We start from the raw sequence: 14423 nt of genomic DNA on the forward strand, positions 1-14423 counted from the left end.
AAGCGCGGTGTCTTGCTGGTGTCAGCGTGCCTGCCAGCCTGGGGCCGCGTCAAGGGCCGGTATCCGGGTCGGCCCGTCTTTCCCACCGGAGGGCGACCCGCCGCGCTCGTTCGGGTCACCGGGAGAGGGCGTCGGCGCGCAGCTCAGGACGGCTGTCGCCGGGTTCACCGACACGGCGGGCGGCGATCCGTGTCGGATCACCGCCCGCCGCGACGCGATCGTGTCCCAGCTCACCGAGCCGGGCACGCTCTGGTGGAACGTCAGATCACTTGAGGGTGACCTTGGCGCCCTCGCCCTCGAGCTTGGCCTTGGCCTTCTCGGCGGTCTCCTTGTTGACCTTCTCCAGGATGGCCTTCGGCGCGGACTCGACCGCGTCCTTGGCCTCCTTGAGGCCCAGGCCGGTCAGCTCACGCACGACCTTGATGACCTGGATCTTCTTGCCACCGTCACCCTCGAGGACGACGTCGAACTCGTCCTTCTCCGGCTCGGCCTCGGCGGCGGCCGGAGCCCCACCGGCGGCGGCCATCGCGACCGGAGCCGCGGCGGTGACCTCGAAGGTGTCCTCGAACTGCTTCACGAACTCGGAGAGCTCGATCAGCGTCATCTCCTTGAACGCGTCGAGCAGCTCGTCGGTGCTGAGCTTCGCCATGTCTGGCGTCCTTTCCTGAATCTAATAAGTAAGAACTGGTGCGCCGGGAGACCGTCAGGCCGCCTCGGCGCTCTCCTTCTCGCGCTTGTCCTGCAGGGCAGCCGCCAGACGGGCGGTCTTCGACAGCGGGGCCTGGAACAGGGCCGCAGCCTTGCTCAGGTTGCCCTTCATCGCGCCGGCCAGCTTGGCCAGCAGCACCTCGCGGGACTCCAGGTCGGCGAGCTTCGTGACCTCGGCCGCGGAAATGGCCTTGCCCTCGAAGACACCGCCCTTGATGACGAGCTTCGGGTTGGCCTTCGCGAAGTCGCGAAGCCCCTTCGCCGCCTCGACGACGTCGCCCGAAACGAAAGTCAGCGCGGTAGGACCGGTGAACAGCTCGTCGAGGCCGTTGATGCCCGCGTCCGTCGCAGCACGCTTCGCCAGCGTGTTCTTCGCGACCGTGTAGCTGGTCTCGGCACCGAGCGAGCGCCGCAGCTGGGTGAGCTGGGAAACCGTCAGACCGCGGTACTCGGTCAGCACGGTGGCGCCCGCGTTGCGGAAGTTTTCGGTCAGCTCAGCGACGGCCGTGGCCTTGTCGGCCCGGATCGGCTTGTCCGCCATGTCCCTCCTCTCTCGTTACTCGAGGCTGGTCCCCGTCGTGGCCGAAGCCGGGAACGGGGGCGGAGGCAGCGCGACAACGAAAAAGCCCCGGCGCAGGGCGCACGGGGCGAGGGCCGGCGGATCGTCATGGTCGGCGGACCATGCTCACTGCCGAGTTACGCTTGCCGCCCTACGCGGGTCGCCCGTTGTCGCGGGACCTTCGACCGTGCCGGAGCACGGTGACCAGCGGTCTCTGGGTGGTTCCTCATCCATGACAGGCACGGATGACGGTTGAAGGATACGCGACCGTTGCGACCCGCACCAAATCGCCCCCTGTGCGCCGGGTCACCACCAATGGTCGGCCCAACGGGTCAACCCCGGGCCCGCCGCCGCCACAGGTAGCCGCCGACCGCCGCGGCGCTCCACGCCAGCGCCCAGGCGGTGAGCCCGAGCAGGGTGACCGCGGCCGCGTCGCCCGCGGTCGTCCGGGCCGCGGCCATGATCGGCGGCGCCAGCCAGGGGACCACCGACCCGGTCAGGCCGAGCACCACCGTGCCGACGCCGCCGAGGGCCAGCACCGCGACGCCGTAGCCGGCGCCGCCCACGGACGCCCGGCTGGCCAGCGCCCCGAGTGCCACCGCAGCGGGTACGACCAGCAGATGCACCCACAGCCCCAGCGCGACACCGACCGGCACCGACCGGTCCGTCGGGTCGACCGGGCCGGTGACGCCGCCGACCAACCACGGGAAGGCCAGCGCGACGGCCACCGCGACCAGCGCCGCCACGCCGGCGCCGAGCAGCCCGGCCAGCCGTTCCCGGGCCACCCCCACCGTCACCTGGGCGAGCCGGCGCTGAACGTCCGGTTCGACGTCCAGCAGGATCTTGGTCTGCCAGGCGAGCACCGGGAATAGCACCACCGCGGAGACGCCGTACGCCTCCGCCGGCTGGGCCCGGCCGCCGCCGTACAGGATGCCGAACGCGACGAGGCCGGCTAGCAGCGGCGCGACCGCCCGCCCGGTCCGGAGGAAACCGGCCAGTCGCAGCCGGACCAGGGCGATCACCGGGCCTCCCCCGCGGCGCTGTCGACCGCCACGTCGGCGCCGTCCACCGCCACCGGGTCGTCCGGTGCCGGGTCGTCCGGTGCCGGGTCGTCCGGTGCCGGGTCGTCACCGCCCGGTCGGGCCGGTGGCGGGGCGGGGCGGGCATCGGTACGTACCCGCAGCACCTGGTGGCCCTCGGCGCGCAACCTGGCGACGGTGCCGGCGGCCCGCGCGGTCGGCACCGCGACCTCGATCACCGCGACCGCGCCCTCCGGCAGCGAGGTTTCCTCGGTCACCGCTCCGTCGGCCACCGTCCAGCGGCGCGCGCCCGGCAGCCGGACCGTCTCGCCACGGTGGTCGCTGACCAGGACCGCCCCGCCGGCGGCCAGGACCTCGTCGATCAGCTCGGGAACCAGCTCGCGGGTGGTGGCGTCCAGCCCCTCCCACGGCTCGTCGAGCACCAGCAGGCCCGGGGGGCGCAGCATCGCCTGGGCGATGCCGACCTTCTGCGCGGTGCCCTTCGACAGCTCCGGCAGCCGGACGGCACGGAACGCGGCCAGCCCCAGCCGGTCGGTCCAGGCCGTCACGGCCTCGTCGGCCGCCGCGCGGTCCAGCCCGGCCGTCCGGCCCATCCCGGTCAGGTAGCGCGCCACGGTGAAGGGCTGGTCGGCCGGGAAGCGCTCCGGCACCCAGCCCACCCGCCCGGGCCGGTCGGTGACCCGGCCCCGAGCCGGCCGGAGCACCCCGGCGGCCACCTGGAGCAGGGTCGACTTGCCCACCCCGTTACGGCCCAGCACGACCGCCACCTCACCCGGACCGATCCGCACATCCACGCCCCGCAGCACCCACGGACCACGCCGGTGGTACCGCGACCAGACGTTCTCCAGCCGCATGCGGTCGAGCCTGCCACACCCGAGACGCACCGGGGCGCCCCCCCCAACGTGGCGGCGCCCCCGGGGCGGCCCCCACTGGGGGGGGCGCGCCCCGGTGGAGCGGAGTGTCAGCTCAGGCCTCGGCCGACTCCTCAGTGAGGTTCTTCACCAGGTTGGGGTCGACCGGAACGCCCGGGCCCATCGTGGTGGTCAGGATGACCTTGCGGAGGTATTTGCCCTTGGCCGCGGACGGCTTGGCGCGCAGCACCTCGTCGAGCACCGCGGCGTAGTTGTCCACCAACTGGCTCTCCGAGAAGGAAGCCTTGCCGATGATCAGGTGCAGGTTGGAGTGCTTGTCCACCCGGAAGGTGATCTTGCCGCCCTTGATGTCCTGCACCGCCTTGGTGACGTCCATGGTCACCGTGCCGGTCTTCGGGTTCGGCATGAGACCGCGCGGGCCCAGGATCCGCGCGATCCGGCCGATCTTGGCCATCTGGTCCGGCGTGGCGATCGCCGCGTCGAAGTCGAGCCAACCGCCCTGGATCCGGGCGACCAGCTCGTCGGTACCCACCTCGTCCGCACCCGCCGCGGCGGCCTCATCGGCCTTCGCGCCGGCGGCGAAGACGATCACGCGGGCGGTCTTACCGGTGCCGTGCGGCAGGTTGACCGTGCCGCGGACCATCTGGTCCGCCTTGCGGGGGTCGACGCCGAGGCGCATGGCGACCTCGACCGTGGCGTCGAACTTGACGTTGGTGGTCTCCTTGGCCAGCTTCACGGCCTCGGCGGGGGTGTAGAGCTTGGACCGGTCGATGACGTCGGCGGCCTTGCGGTAGCTCTTGCTGCGCTGCATTGCTGATTACTCCTGTGGTCTCTGGCGGGCCGCTCGGCGCGGGCCCTCCCACGGTGGGTCGTCGGCCGGGGCCGAGGTCAGTCGTTGACGGTGATGCCCATCGACCGGGCGGTGCCGGCGATGATCTTCTCGGCCTGGTCCAGGTCGTTGGCGTTGAGGTCGGCCATCTTCTTCTCGGCGATCTCACGCAGCTGGGCGCGGCTGACCGAGCCGACCTTCTCGCTCTGCGGAACGCCCGAGCCCTTCTGCACACCGGCGGCCTTGATCAGCAGCCGGGCAGCGGGCGGGGTCTTCAGCACGAAGGTGAAGGACCGGTCCTCGTACACGCTGATCTCGGCGGGGACGATGTCGCCCCGCTGGGACTCGGTCTGCGCGTTGTAGGACTTGCAGAACTCCATGATGTTCACGCCGTGCTGGCCGAGCGCGGGGCCGACCGGCGGCGCCGGCGTGGCCTGGCCCGCCGGCAGCTGAAGCGTGAACGTCTTGACGAGCTTCTTCTTCGGAGGCATGTCACTTCCTGGGGCTTGGAGCTGGGAAAATGCGGCTGACGCCACCCTCGGGCGCGCACGGTCAGCGCGGTGCGACAGCGGCGACGTTCAAGAGTAGCGCAGGCCGCAGCCCACTCGTCCGCCGAGGTCGAGCGGGAGGGCGTACGCCGACGTCAGCGGCGGGCCGGGCCCGCCGCCGACGACCGGTCAGATCTTGGCGACCTGGTTGAAGTTGAGCTCCACCGGAGTCTCCCGGCCGAAGATCGACACCAGCACCTTGAGCTTCTGCTGGTCGGCGTTGATCTCGCTGATCGTCGCCGGCAGCGACGCGAACGCGCCATCGGTGACGGTGACCGAGTCGCCCACCTCGAAGTCGAGGACCTTGATCTCGGGCTTCGCCTTCTTCTGCTCGGTCTCGATGGCCGGCGCCAGCCACTTCAGCACCTCGTCGAGGGAGAGCGGCGCGGGGCGGTCGGCCCGGTCGGTCGCGCCGACGAAGCCGGTCACGCCCGGCGTGTTACGGACGCAGGAGTAGGACTCGGCGGTCAGCTCCATCCGAACCAGGATGTAGCCCGGGAAGACCTTGGCCTGAATCTGCGAACGCTTGCCGTTCTTGACCTCGACCTCCTCCCGGGTCGGCACCTCGACCTGGAAGATGAAGTCCTCCATGTCGAGGCTCGTGATCCGGGTCTCGAGGTTGGTCTTGACCTTGTTCTCGTAGCCGGCGTAGGAGTGCACCACGTACCAGTCACCCGGCGCGTAGCGCAGCTTCTGCCGCAGCTCGGCGACCGGGTCGTACTCCTCGTCCGGCGCGGGCTCGGTGGTTGGGAACTCCGGCTCGCTGGCGGCCTCAACCGACTCGTCACCAGCCGCCGTCGCGACCGTGGACTGCTCGTCCACCGGTCCGGCGGTCTCGTCGTACTCAGGCACGCTCGCTCACTTCCGTCACTATCGGCTCTGAAGGCAGCCGGTCAGCTCGAGTTGCCGAAGACAAACAGCACGACCTTGGCGAAGCCGTAGTCCAGCACACCCACGATCGTCAGCATCACCGCGACGAACACGACCACCACGGCGGTGTATGTCAGCAACTCCTTGCGCGTCGGCCAGATGACCTTACGCAGTTCGGCCACTACCTCGCGGAAAAACCGGGCGATGCGGCCGAACACGCCCACCCGGCCGGTTTCCGACCGGGTGGTCGGCCGGCTGTCCGCCGACTCCGCCCGGGCGCGGGACCGCGTCGCGGTGCCTCCCCGGGAGACCGGCTCGTCCGCGCTGGTGGCGTCGTCGTCGGCTACGTCGTCGACGATCTCGTCGTCGAGACGATCGTCGCCAGCGTCCTCGCCGCGCCGCTTGTTGTCGGCCACTTCGCCCTCCGTCGCGGAATCTCGGGTCGCACGCCGGGCGGCGTGCTCGGCGCTGGTCACGCCGGCCGGACCAACCGTCCCGCGACGGGCCGCGGCCGGTGGATCAACCGGGGGGCCCGATGCCTCGGAGCCACCCCGCCAATGCCACCACCACGGGCCGGACGCCGCCATGTCGGCGACGCGACCCACGGGAACGGTCAGGCCTGAGGCGCAGGGGTGACAGGACTTGAACCTGCAGCCTGCGGTTTTGGAGACCGCTGCTCTGCCAATTGAGCTACACCCCTGTGCGGCAACTCTCGCCCCACGCGGCCACAGACGACCGAGCAGGGGTCACTTGCCCCACGGCGGACCAGTGTACGGGTAGCCGCCCGACTTTCCCAACCGGTCTCCCCGCCACGCGTGGCGGACCGATTCAGCGTGCCGTCCGGATGGTGGCCCGGGCCTGCGAGAGCACCTTCTCGCCCAGGCACGTGGCGGTGACGTCGAGCCGGGTCAGGCCGTCCTCGGTCACCTCACGGACCACCGCGGTGACCTCGATCTCGGTCCCCTGGTCGTCGTCGGGGACCACGACCGGCCGGGTGAACCGGACGCCGTAGTCGACCACCGCGTCGGGCGCGCCGGCCCACTCGGTGACGGCCCGGCCGACCAGCGCCATGGTGAACATGCCGTGCGCGATCACGCCGGGAAGACCCACCTTGGTGGCGAACCGGTCGCTCCAGTGGATCGGGTTGAAGTCGCCCGACGCGCCGGCGTAGCGGACCAGGTCCGCGCGGGTCACCTGGAACGTCTTGGCTGGCAGCTCCACCTCACGCCTCCCCGCGTACGACGATCTTGGACCAGACGGCGACCACCGGCTCGCCGGCGACGGTGCTCACGTCGGTGCGGGTGGTCAGGAAGCCGTGCCCGCCCCGGGTGCTGACGTCCTCGATGGTGCTCGCGCAGACCAACTCGTCGCCGGCGACCACCGGCCGGTTGTACGCGAACCGCTGGTCGCCGTGCACCACGCGGCTGTAGTCGACGCCGAGCGCCGGGTCCTCGACGATCTGGCGGCTCGCGGCCATCGTGACGACCACCGGAAAGGTCGGCGGGGCGACCACGTCCGGGTGGCCCAGCGCCCGGGCCGCCGCCGGGTCGTGGTGAACCGGGTCGGTGGCGCCGATGGCGGTGGCGAACTCACGGATCTTTTCTCGGCCCACCTGGTAGGGGGCGGTCGGCGGATACGTCCGGCCGACGAAGGAAGGGTCCAGAGACATGCCGCGAACCTACACGGAGAACACAATCGCCGATCTGCTCGGTCGGCGGCGGCAAAGCCGCGCCGGCCCGGTCAGATCGGCGATCGGGAAAGCTTCAACGATGGCCGGCATGGGGCCGGCCGCAGGTCAGCGGGTCTCGCGGTGAACCGTGTGCCGACCGTCGCGCGGGCAGAACTTCTTCAGCTCGATGCGGTCGGGGTCGTTACGACGGTTCTTGCGCGTGATGTAGTTGCGCTCCTTGCACTCCACACACGCCAGAGTGATCTTCGGCCGGACATCGGTAGCCTTCGCCACGGCGGAGTGCCTTCCTCGCTAACGGAAATAACTACGACGCGTCAGCTTAGTCGCTGACTGCGCGGACATGCAAAGTGGGCGCCAGTGGCGCCCATCACCACGACCACCGGGACCGAGCCCGGAAGACGAGAGTAGCGGTGGCCGGACTTGAACCGGCGACACAGCGATTATGAGCCGCTTGCTCTGCCATCTGAGCTACACCGCCGCGGTGGGTCCAGCTGAACCCTCGAGCCCCCTTACGGAATCGAACCGTAGACCTTCTCCTTACCATGGAGACGCTCTGCCGACTGAGCTAAGGGGGCCTGCGCGATCTCCCCTGGAGGCGCGCAGAAGTAAGAGTACACGGCCCGGCTCGACAGGTGAAATCGGATCCCCGGTGATCGTCCGCGCCCAGCTCAGGGCACGACTCGGAGCCGTGGGAGCTCTCCGCCGGAGATCGTTTCCGGGTCGGCCTGAGCGCCGAACCAGGCGGCCAGGCGCTCGTACGGCAGCGGTCGGCTGAACAGGAAGCCCTGACCGATCTCGCAGCCGATGTCCTGGAGCAGCTCCAGGGTCAGCTCGCTCTCCACGCCCTCGGCGACCACGGCCAGGCCGAACTGCTGGGACAGGGTCACCACCGCGTTGACGATCGCCAGGTCACCCGGGTCGGTCGCCATGCCCTGCACGAAAGAGCGGTCCACCTTCACCTCGTGCACCGGCAGCCGGCGGAGGTGGGCCAGAGACGAGTCGCCGGTGCCGAAGTCGTCCACCGACAGCCGGACGCCGAGGTCGCGCAGCCGGCGCAGGGTGGGGATGGGCCGGTCGGTGCCGTCCAGCACACCCGCCTCGGTGATCTCCAGGGTGAGGCGCTGCGCCGGCACCCCGTACTCGGTCAGCAACTCGTGCACCCGGTCCGGGAAATGCTGGTCGGTCAGCGTACGGGCGGCGAGGTTGACCGCGATGGACAGCGGCTGGTCCGCCTGGGCCCAGTCCCGGCTGCGCCGCAGCCCCTCGCGGAGCACCACCTCGGTGAGCCGGCTCAACTGGCCGGTGTGTTCGGCCACCGCCACGAAGTCCTCGGGGGCGACGGTGCCGTGCGTCGGGTGCTCCCACCGGGCCAGGCACTCGACTCCGACCAGGTGACGGTCCCGCAATGTCACCTTCGGCTGGAAGTAGACCTCGAGCTCGTCCTGGTCCAGGGCCCGGCGCAGGTCGCCGGCGAGGCCCAGTCGGCGCAGCGACCGGGACTCCAGGGCCGGGTTGAACAGCTGCACGCTGCCCGGCACCGACTTGGCGGCCGTGGCGGCGAGGTCGACCCGGAGCAGCAGGGTCGCCGCGTCGCTGCCGTGATCCGGGTGTACGGCCACCCCGACGGCGGTGTCCACGTCGAGGGTGAGCGCGTCGAAGACCATCTCGTCGCGGATCTGGTCGCGGAGCTGGCCGGCCAGCTCCAGCGCCGCGTCGGCGCTCTCCAACCGCAGCGTCACCAGGAACTCGTCCCCACTGGCCCGGCCGACCAGAGCCGACGACGGCGCGCTGGCCCGTAACCGCTTGGCGACCTCGGCGAGGACCTTGTCCCCGGCCGCGTGACCGAGTGACTCGTTGACGTGGCGCAGCCCGTCGACGTCGAAGAGCAGCAGCGCCACCACTTCGCCGGGCGCGCGGATCTTGACCGACTCCTCCAGCGCTCCGGTGATCCGCCGCCGGTTGGGCAGCCGGGTCAGCGCGTCGTGGTACGCGTCGTGCCGCAGTTGGTCGACCAGCCGGGAATTCTCCAGCGCGACCGCCGCGTGCGCGGCCACCGTCTCGAAGACGGCGATGTCCGAGGGCGTGAAGTTGTTGCCGTCGCCGAGGCGGTTGGCCACCTCGAGAGTGCCGATGACGACCTGACCGGACCGCAGCGGCACCACCACCGCGTCCTTGATCCGGCGTGCGGCGAGGTCTGCGCGGAACTCGCCGTCGGTCGTCACACCCCGGCCGACGGCCACCGTGCGGCGGGTGTCGCGCACCCGCTCCCGGATGGTCGGCGGGGTGTGCGCCAGGTCGAGAAGACCGGGGTCGTCAACCCTCGCGGTCAACAGGGTCTCCGGGTGCCGCCCCTGGGCCGGGAGCCAGAGCGTCGCGTACTCCGCCTGCATCAGGGCGCGGACCCGGCCGAGCAGGGCGTCCGCCAGCGTGCCGCTCTGTCCGCTCTCGACCACCGCGCGGGTCAGGTCGTACAGGTCGGTGAGGGTGCGGTGCTGGCGGAAGAACTGGGCGTATGACCGGTAGACCAGGACCAGCCCGGTGCCGAGGGCAGCGAGCAGGAGCAGCGACCACCACGTGCTCCTGACCATGATCAACACGATCAGGCCGACCGACACGTTGATCGCCGCGGTGAGCAGGGCCGGTTTGGCGGTACGCAGCGCCCCGCGCCCGGTCTGCCAGCCGTGCAGCAGCGTGTGCACCGCGACCACGCTGACGAAGCTGACCAGGATCACCATGCTCACGGCAGCGAAGATGCTGCCCCAGGTGCGTGGGCCCACCCCGCTGATCGGCGGAAGCGCCTGGAGGACGAGGACACCCAGTGACGTTCCCGCGGCGGCCCGCGCCACGTTGAACCAGACCTTGGGCGCCGAGAACCGGTGCCGGGTGTGGGTGATGAGCGCGGTCAGCGTGTAGATGACCACCACCGTCAGCGGTGGCAGGAAGTAGAGCGCGAGGACCAGCGGTAGCTCGGTGAGCGTGACGCCGAGCGTCTGCCGCCGGACGACCAGGCTCAGTAGCGGCAGCCCCGCCGCGATCATGAGGACGAGGAAGAGAGCCGCCTGCGGCCAACGGCCGAACGGATCCTCCGCGACCAACCCGGTGATCGTGGCGCAGGCGACCGCGATCACCGCGAGGGGCGCGGTGATGATCCAGGCGTCCTCGGACGATCTGCGCCGGGGCTGCCCACGACCGATCATGGAGCTCCTTCGGATTGACGCCGCGCAGGCCCGGCACCGGCGCAGGACGTCACGTCACCGGCGCGCGGCGCTCCCAGCACACAGGTGCGATGACAGACCGGGGACCAGCCTCACTGCCAGACGAGATCGGCAGTCTGCGCGCTCCCCGAGGTGCCACCGAGGTCGACAACGCCGACGCCCCCGAAGAGTGCGGCGAGGACGAGAAATGAGCCGAGGAGCCGGCCCAACCTTCGACCAGACATGATTGCTCCTGTCGGAAATCGTCGTGGGGATGGTGGAGGTTCCACGATCGTGCCACACGGCGGGTACGCAGAAAAGCGGTGAGTGCGGGACCGGTCCGCGCGTCGACGAGGTCGCGACCTTCGGGCAGTCCGCCCCACCGCGCCGGGCCAGATCAGGGCCCTCTCCGCGCGGTCGGCACTTCGCCCAGCGCCTGATACGACCTTCGACACAATTCACCCAGGGCATCCCACGAGCGCCGCAATGCTGGCTCCGCGACTACTCTCCGCTGTCCCAAGTGGCCGGCCGTGATCCCGACGGCGGCACGGACATCGACCACCATACCCCCTCTATCCACAGATACAAGAAGGTCGACTGAACAGGCGGCGCCCCACACCCGGTACACGTGCCCCCGTCAGCCGGCTCCCGCATCGTCCTCGTTCGGGCCCGTACGCTCCCGGCGTGACCGTCCATGACATCGCCGCGCGGCTGCCCTCCATCGACGTGTTGCGCAAGCGTTGCAAGGCCCTGGCGATGCTCGACGCGATCGTCGAGGGCGACCATTACGCCTACGACCGCGAATGGGGCGAAGACGAAGCGGCGTCGATGCGCAGCGGCAGCGGCGAGGAGTACGACGTCGTCTTCACCACCGACGGCGTGTTCATCCGGGGCGTATATCACGAGTCGTCGATGTCCACGTACCGAGACGGGCGGCTGTGGCCGGGCCTCCTCGACGGACTGCCCGAGCAGTTCCGGGCGCAGGTGCGGGAGCCTGCGTTCTGCCGCCGGGACGGAACTCTCGATGCCACCTTCGTGCTGTGGCGGCGCACCAACGACGAACGGTGGCACGCTGGCGACGACATCGACTTCTCACCTGCCGATGACGATGAGGTCGACCCGGACGGCTCCTGGCTGCTCGACATCCTCTGCGACGACATCGCCGCGGATTACATCGAGCACGCCAGGGAGGTCTACGAGACCGAGCTGGATCCAGCCGCGGTTGAACACATCGTTACGCTCCGTCCACTGAGCGACGCAGCCGTCCGCGCGCTCAACCCCGACGCTGCACTGGCCAACCTGCGCGAGCGGGCAGAGGAGTACGGCTACCCGACCACGGCGTGAGAAGCTGCTCCACCCGTAGGAACCTGCGGCGACTGCGGTCCCGCGCGTCCGCCTCGGATCTGTGCGGCGACCCGGTGACGGGTCCGGATGACGGGCCCGGGCCTAACGCAACGGCCGGAACACGGCCCGCACCTCGGTGGAGAAGAGCTCCGGTTCCTCCCAGGCGGCGAAGTGGCCGCCGCGGTCGACCTCATTGAAGTACGCGAGGTTGGGGTAGACCGTCTCGGCCCAGCTGCGCGGGGCAGCCCAGATCTCGTCGGGGAACGTCGTGAAGCCGACCGGAACCGAGACCGGCGGAGGCGCCTGGCCGGCCGCGGTGGCTGCGGCGACGGTCCGTCCAAATTCCCAGTACCACCGGGCGGACGAGGCGCCGGTGCCCGTCAGCCAGTACAGCGTGATGTTGTCGACGATGCTGTCCCGGGTGAGACTGCCCACGGGCTTGCCGTCGACGAACGCACGGGAGATCTTGTAGTAGCTATCCGTGTCGTGGTCGAGCATCCAGGCCGCCAGCCCGACCGGCGAATCCAGCAGGGAGTAGCCGATCGTCTGCGGCCGGGTGGACTGCTCCAGGAAGTAGCCGAACCCGTCCATCATGAACGTGTTGAGCGCGTCGAGCGCCGCGCGCTCCTGCTCGGACTTCGCCGGCAGCTGGTCCTTGATACCGATCGCCCCGGCGAGCAGGTTGACGTGAATGCCGAGCAGCCCCTCGGGTGCCTGGCGGCCCATCGCGTCCGTGACGCTGGCGCCCACGTCGCCCCCCTGGGCGACGTAGCGCGTGTAGCCGAGGCGGTCCATCAGCTGCGCCCACGCGCCTGCCATGCGGTTGGAGTCCCAGCCGAGCTCGGTCGGCTCGCCGGAGAAGCCGTAGCCAGGCAGGGACGGCAGCACCAGGTGGAAGGCGTCCTCGGCGGTGCCTCCGTGCGCGGTCGGGTCAGTGAGCGGGCCGACGATCCCGAGCAACTCGACGACCGAGCCTGGCCAACCGTGCGTCATGACCAGCGGCAGGGCGTTCTCATGCTGCGACCGCACGTGGATGAAGTGGATCTCGACGCCGTCGATGACGGTCGTGTACTGCGGCAGCGCGTTCAGCCTCGCCTCGCACGCGCGCCAGTCGTAATCGGTCGACCAGTAGCGGGCCACCTCCTGGACCGTCGCCAGCTGCACACCCTGGGAGCGGTCGGTGACCAGCTCTCGATTGGGCCAGCGCGTGGCCGCGATCCGGCGACGCATGTCAGTGATCACTTCATCCGGCGTGTCGAGCCGGAAGGGACGGATTTCCTTGTCGTCGGACATGTTCTCCACCTACCGGATCGGGTCGACCGGCGTCTGGGCACCGGCAGGGCTGGCACATGCCCAGTTTCGCAATGGCCCGGCGACCGGCGGACCGAAACGCGAATCCGCGCTCCGATCCCGAACGGACCGGCTCACTGACCTCTGTCGTGGAGAGCAGCCAGAGGGCCGCGCGGTGGATCGAGCTGGACTCCCGTGGACTCCACGAGAAAGGTCCCTGAGGGCGCTTCCCGCAGCTCACGAGGCCATCTCTGCGCCCCATCCGGCGCATCGCGGATCACGAACCAGAGGCCCCGCCCCAGCTGTCCTGCACCCTCTGCCAGCGGCGGGGCTTCTCCGGCCGCACCTGCCACAGACGTCGACAACGGGGGCACTTTCGCTCTCTTGTATAGAGCTGATTGCCGGGCTCCTGCCGTGGGGCGGGCGGGGGAAGATGCCGGCGACACCAACAGAACAGATAGATGGGGCTGCTCATGAGCGGTGAGTATCCACGCTTGGCTGACCTTCGGGAACGCCATTCGAGATCGGATGGCATTGGTGGCTGATCAGCTGGTCCGGCAGACGGCCTGCCCGGCGGGGGGGCTGCCGTCGGTGGGTCGGGGCAACAACGGGGGACCACGGCGGGAGACGACGAAGGCCCCTGCCTTGCGTTTCCGCAGGTCAGGGGCCTTTCCGTTGCCTGGTGGCGGGTAGAGGATTCGAACCTCTGAAGCTTTCGCGACGGATTTACAGTTTGCCCGTTATTAAGGTCATCGATGAAAGTCTGGGCAGGTCAGGGTTGCTTTTCTCTTCCGGTGGATGGCTCGGACTCCCCCACGTGCCCGTTGCGTGCCCCTTCGGAGGTGACAGCGGCTCGGCGTGCCCGATCGGCCCCCGCGATGATCAGTCCCTTGCTGGGATTGCCGTAAGCCCTGAAGATGAGCGCACCACGCAAAGGAGCACTCATGGCTAACCCGCCCAAGCACCCGGTCGAACAACCGGTCTTCCGGTCGCTGATGCTGACCTCCCTCTTCCTCGGCGTGGTGCTTCTTGTGTGTGCTGCACAGCCCGGGGCGGGCAGCAGGTTCCTGAGCATCATCGCGATGCTGTTCTTCGCCATCTTTGTCGTCTCGTTCGGCCTCTACTGGCTCGCATGGGTGCTTAGGGAGCATGAGCTCTGGCGCGAGGGACGCCAGGGCGAGGAGGAGTAGGCCAGGAACTCGTTCCGTCACTTCGCACTCCCACCCGAGCCCCCACCTGGCTCCCTACGGCAACTCACCGGAGGGCTTGGTCTTACCCCCGTAACCGGTGCGGGCCGAGGCCGAAGCCTCCCCACCCTTTCGCGCCCGGTCGAGGAAGGCGGCCACCTCGGCATCGGAACGTGTCAAGGGATTGAGGCCAACGGGAGTTAAGCGGCTTGCAGCTCCGGCTGGTCTTCCTGGTCAGGCCGGTTGATCCAGACATGGTCGGGTAGATCGAGGATTCTGGGTAGGGGCCGGG

The 14423-nt window shown here is 69.8% G+C and carries 16 protein-coding genes and 3 tRNA genes; 2 read left to right on the forward strand and 17 right to left on the reverse strand.

Going from position 1 to position 14423, the window contains the following annotated elements:
* Positions 1–265: 265 nt before the first annotated feature.
* The 16 genes from rplL to KBX63_RS36045 all read right to left on the reverse strand — a co-directional run bounded on the left by rplL (position 266) and on the right by KBX63_RS36045 (position 10555).
* Positions 266–649: a 50S ribosomal protein L7/L12 gene (gene rplL, locus KBX63_RS23460; RefSeq protein ID WP_210914156.1), complete on the reverse strand. Its 384-nt coding sequence runs from the start codon at positions 647–649 to the stop codon at positions 266–268.
* A 54-nt stretch (positions 650–703) separates the two neighbouring features.
* Positions 704–1249, reverse strand: coding sequence for a 50S ribosomal protein L10 (rplJ, locus tag KBX63_RS23465; protein ID WP_210914157.1), 546 nt, complete (start codon positions 1247–1249; stop codon positions 704–706).
* A gap of 350 nt (positions 1250–1599) precedes the next feature.
* A complete protein-coding gene (locus KBX63_RS23470) occupies positions 1600–2289 on the reverse strand; it encodes a hypothetical protein (RefSeq protein ID WP_210914158.1) in 690 nt (229 codons plus the stop codon).
* Positions 2286–3161 (reverse strand): ATP-binding cassette domain-containing protein, encoded by an 876-nt coding sequence (locus KBX63_RS23475; protein WP_210914161.1) that lies wholly within the window; start codon positions 3159–3161, stop codon positions 2286–2288. The genes KBX63_RS23470 and KBX63_RS23475 overlap by 4 nt, the downstream gene beginning before the upstream one ends.
* A gap of 112 nt (positions 3162–3273) precedes the next feature.
* Positions 3274–3990, reverse strand: a complete 717-nt coding sequence (rplA, locus tag KBX63_RS23480; RefSeq protein ID WP_074314628.1) for a 50S ribosomal protein L1 — start codon at positions 3988–3990, stop codon at positions 3274–3276.
* Between the two features lie 77 nt (positions 3991–4067).
* Positions 4068–4499 carry a 50S ribosomal protein L11 gene (gene rplK / locus KBX63_RS23485; RefSeq protein ID WP_053653970.1) on the reverse strand — a complete coding sequence of 144 codons (432 nt, stop codon included), beginning with the start codon at positions 4497–4499 and terminating at the stop codon, positions 4068–4070.
* 186 nt (positions 4500–4685) lie between these two features.
* Positions 4686–5408, reverse strand: a complete 723-nt coding sequence (gene nusG / locus KBX63_RS23490; RefSeq protein WP_210914163.1) for a transcription termination/antitermination protein NusG — start codon at positions 5406–5408, stop codon at positions 4686–4688.
* 41 nt (positions 5409–5449) lie between these two features.
* Entirely contained in the window at positions 5450–5842 is a 393-nt protein-coding gene (secE, locus tag KBX63_RS23495) for a preprotein translocase subunit SecE (protein WP_210914219.1), read from the reverse strand.
* A 211-nt stretch (positions 5843–6053) separates the two neighbouring features.
* Positions 6054–6126: transfer RNA gene (locus tag KBX63_RS23500), tRNA-Trp, on the reverse strand.
* Between the two features lie 128 nt (positions 6127–6254).
* Positions 6255–6647 carry a MaoC family dehydratase gene (locus KBX63_RS23505; RefSeq protein ID WP_074314634.1) on the reverse strand — a complete coding sequence of 131 codons (393 nt, stop codon included), beginning with the start codon at positions 6645–6647 and terminating at the stop codon, positions 6255–6257.
* Between the two features lies 1 nt (position 6648).
* Positions 6649–7095, reverse strand: a complete 447-nt coding sequence (locus KBX63_RS23510) for a MaoC family dehydratase N-terminal domain-containing protein (protein WP_210914165.1) — start codon at positions 7093–7095, stop codon at positions 6649–6651.
* Between the two features lie 126 nt (positions 7096–7221).
* Entirely contained in the window at positions 7222–7389 is a 168-nt protein-coding gene (gene rpmG, locus KBX63_RS23515) for a 50S ribosomal protein L33 (RefSeq protein WP_007073056.1), read from the reverse strand.
* Between the two features lie 132 nt (positions 7390–7521).
* Positions 7522–7594 (reverse strand) — tRNA-Met (locus tag KBX63_RS23520).
* A 24-nt stretch (positions 7595–7618) separates the two neighbouring features.
* Positions 7619–7691: transfer RNA gene (locus KBX63_RS23525), tRNA-Thr, on the reverse strand.
* Positions 7692–7784: 93 nt separating this feature from the next.
* Complete coding sequence (locus KBX63_RS23530; protein ID WP_210914166.1) at positions 7785–10313, reverse strand: bifunctional diguanylate cyclase/phosphodiesterase; 2529 nt, start codon at positions 10311–10313, stop codon at positions 7785–7787.
* Between the two features lie 110 nt (positions 10314–10423).
* A complete protein-coding gene (locus tag KBX63_RS36045; RefSeq protein ID WP_256443143.1) occupies positions 10424–10555 on the reverse strand; it encodes a hypothetical protein in 132 nt (43 codons plus the stop codon).
* A gap of 439 nt (positions 10556–10994) precedes the next feature.
* On the opposite strand from KBX63_RS36045, the gene KBX63_RS23535 reads away from it, so the two are divergent.
* Positions 10995–11654 carry a hypothetical protein gene (locus KBX63_RS23535; protein WP_210914175.1) on the forward strand — a complete coding sequence of 220 codons (660 nt, stop codon included), beginning with the start codon at positions 10995–10997 and terminating at the stop codon, positions 11652–11654.
* A 102-nt stretch (positions 11655–11756) separates the two neighbouring features.
* Here the strand turns inward: KBX63_RS23535 and KBX63_RS23540 are convergent, their stop codons facing one another.
* Positions 11757–12947: an epoxide hydrolase family protein gene (locus KBX63_RS23540; RefSeq protein ID WP_210914176.1), complete on the reverse strand. Its 1191-nt coding sequence runs from the start codon at positions 12945–12947 to the stop codon at positions 11757–11759.
* 941 nt (positions 12948–13888) lie between these two features.
* Here KBX63_RS23540 and KBX63_RS23545 point away from each other — a divergent pair.
* Entirely contained in the window at positions 13889–14134 is a 246-nt protein-coding gene (locus KBX63_RS23545) for a hypothetical protein (RefSeq protein ID WP_210914179.1), read from the forward strand.
* The last annotated feature ends 289 nt before the right edge of the window (positions 14135–14423 follow it).

It is taken from the genome of Micromonospora sp. U21, from assembly GCF_018070045.1.
GTDB lineage: Bacteria > Actinomycetota > Actinomycetes > Mycobacteriales > Micromonosporaceae > Micromonospora.

Coding starts and splice junctions, on each gene's coding strand:
- rplL (WP_210914156.1), bottom strand. CDS start 649: ATGGCGAAGCTCAGCACCGACGAGCTGCTCGACGCGTTCAAGGAGATG.
- rplJ (WP_210914157.1), bottom strand. CDS start 1,249: ATGGCGGACAAGCCGATCCGGGCCGACAAGGCCACGGCCGTCGCTGAG.
- KBX63_RS23475 (WP_210914161.1), bottom strand. CDS start 3,161: ATGCGGCTGGAGAACGTCTGGTCGCGGTACCACCGGCGTGGTCCGTGG.
- rplA (WP_074314628.1), bottom strand. CDS start 3,990: ATGCAGCGCAGCAAGAGCTACCGCAAGGCCGCCGACGTCATCGACCGG.
- rplK (WP_053653970.1), bottom strand. CDS start 4,499: ATGCCTCCGAAGAAGAAGCTCGTCAAGACGTTCACGCTTCAGCTGCCG.
- KBX63_RS23510 (WP_210914165.1), bottom strand. CDS start 7,095: ATGTCTCTGGACCCTTCCTTCGTCGGCCGGACGTATCCGCCGACCGCC.
- KBX63_RS23530 (WP_210914166.1), bottom strand. CDS start 10,313: ATGATCGGTCGTGGGCAGCCCCGGCGCAGATCGTCCGAGGACGCCTGG.
- KBX63_RS36045 (WP_256443143.1), bottom strand. CDS start 10,555: ATGTCTGGTCGAAGGTTGGGCCGGCTCCTCGGCTCATTTCTCGTCCTC.
- KBX63_RS23540 (WP_210914176.1), bottom strand. CDS start 12,947: ATGTCCGACGACAAGGAAATCCGTCCCTTCCGGCTCGACACGCCGGAT.
- KBX63_RS23545 (WP_210914179.1), top strand. CDS start 13,889: ATGGCTAACCCGCCCAAGCACCCGGTCGAACAACCGGTCTTCCGGTCG.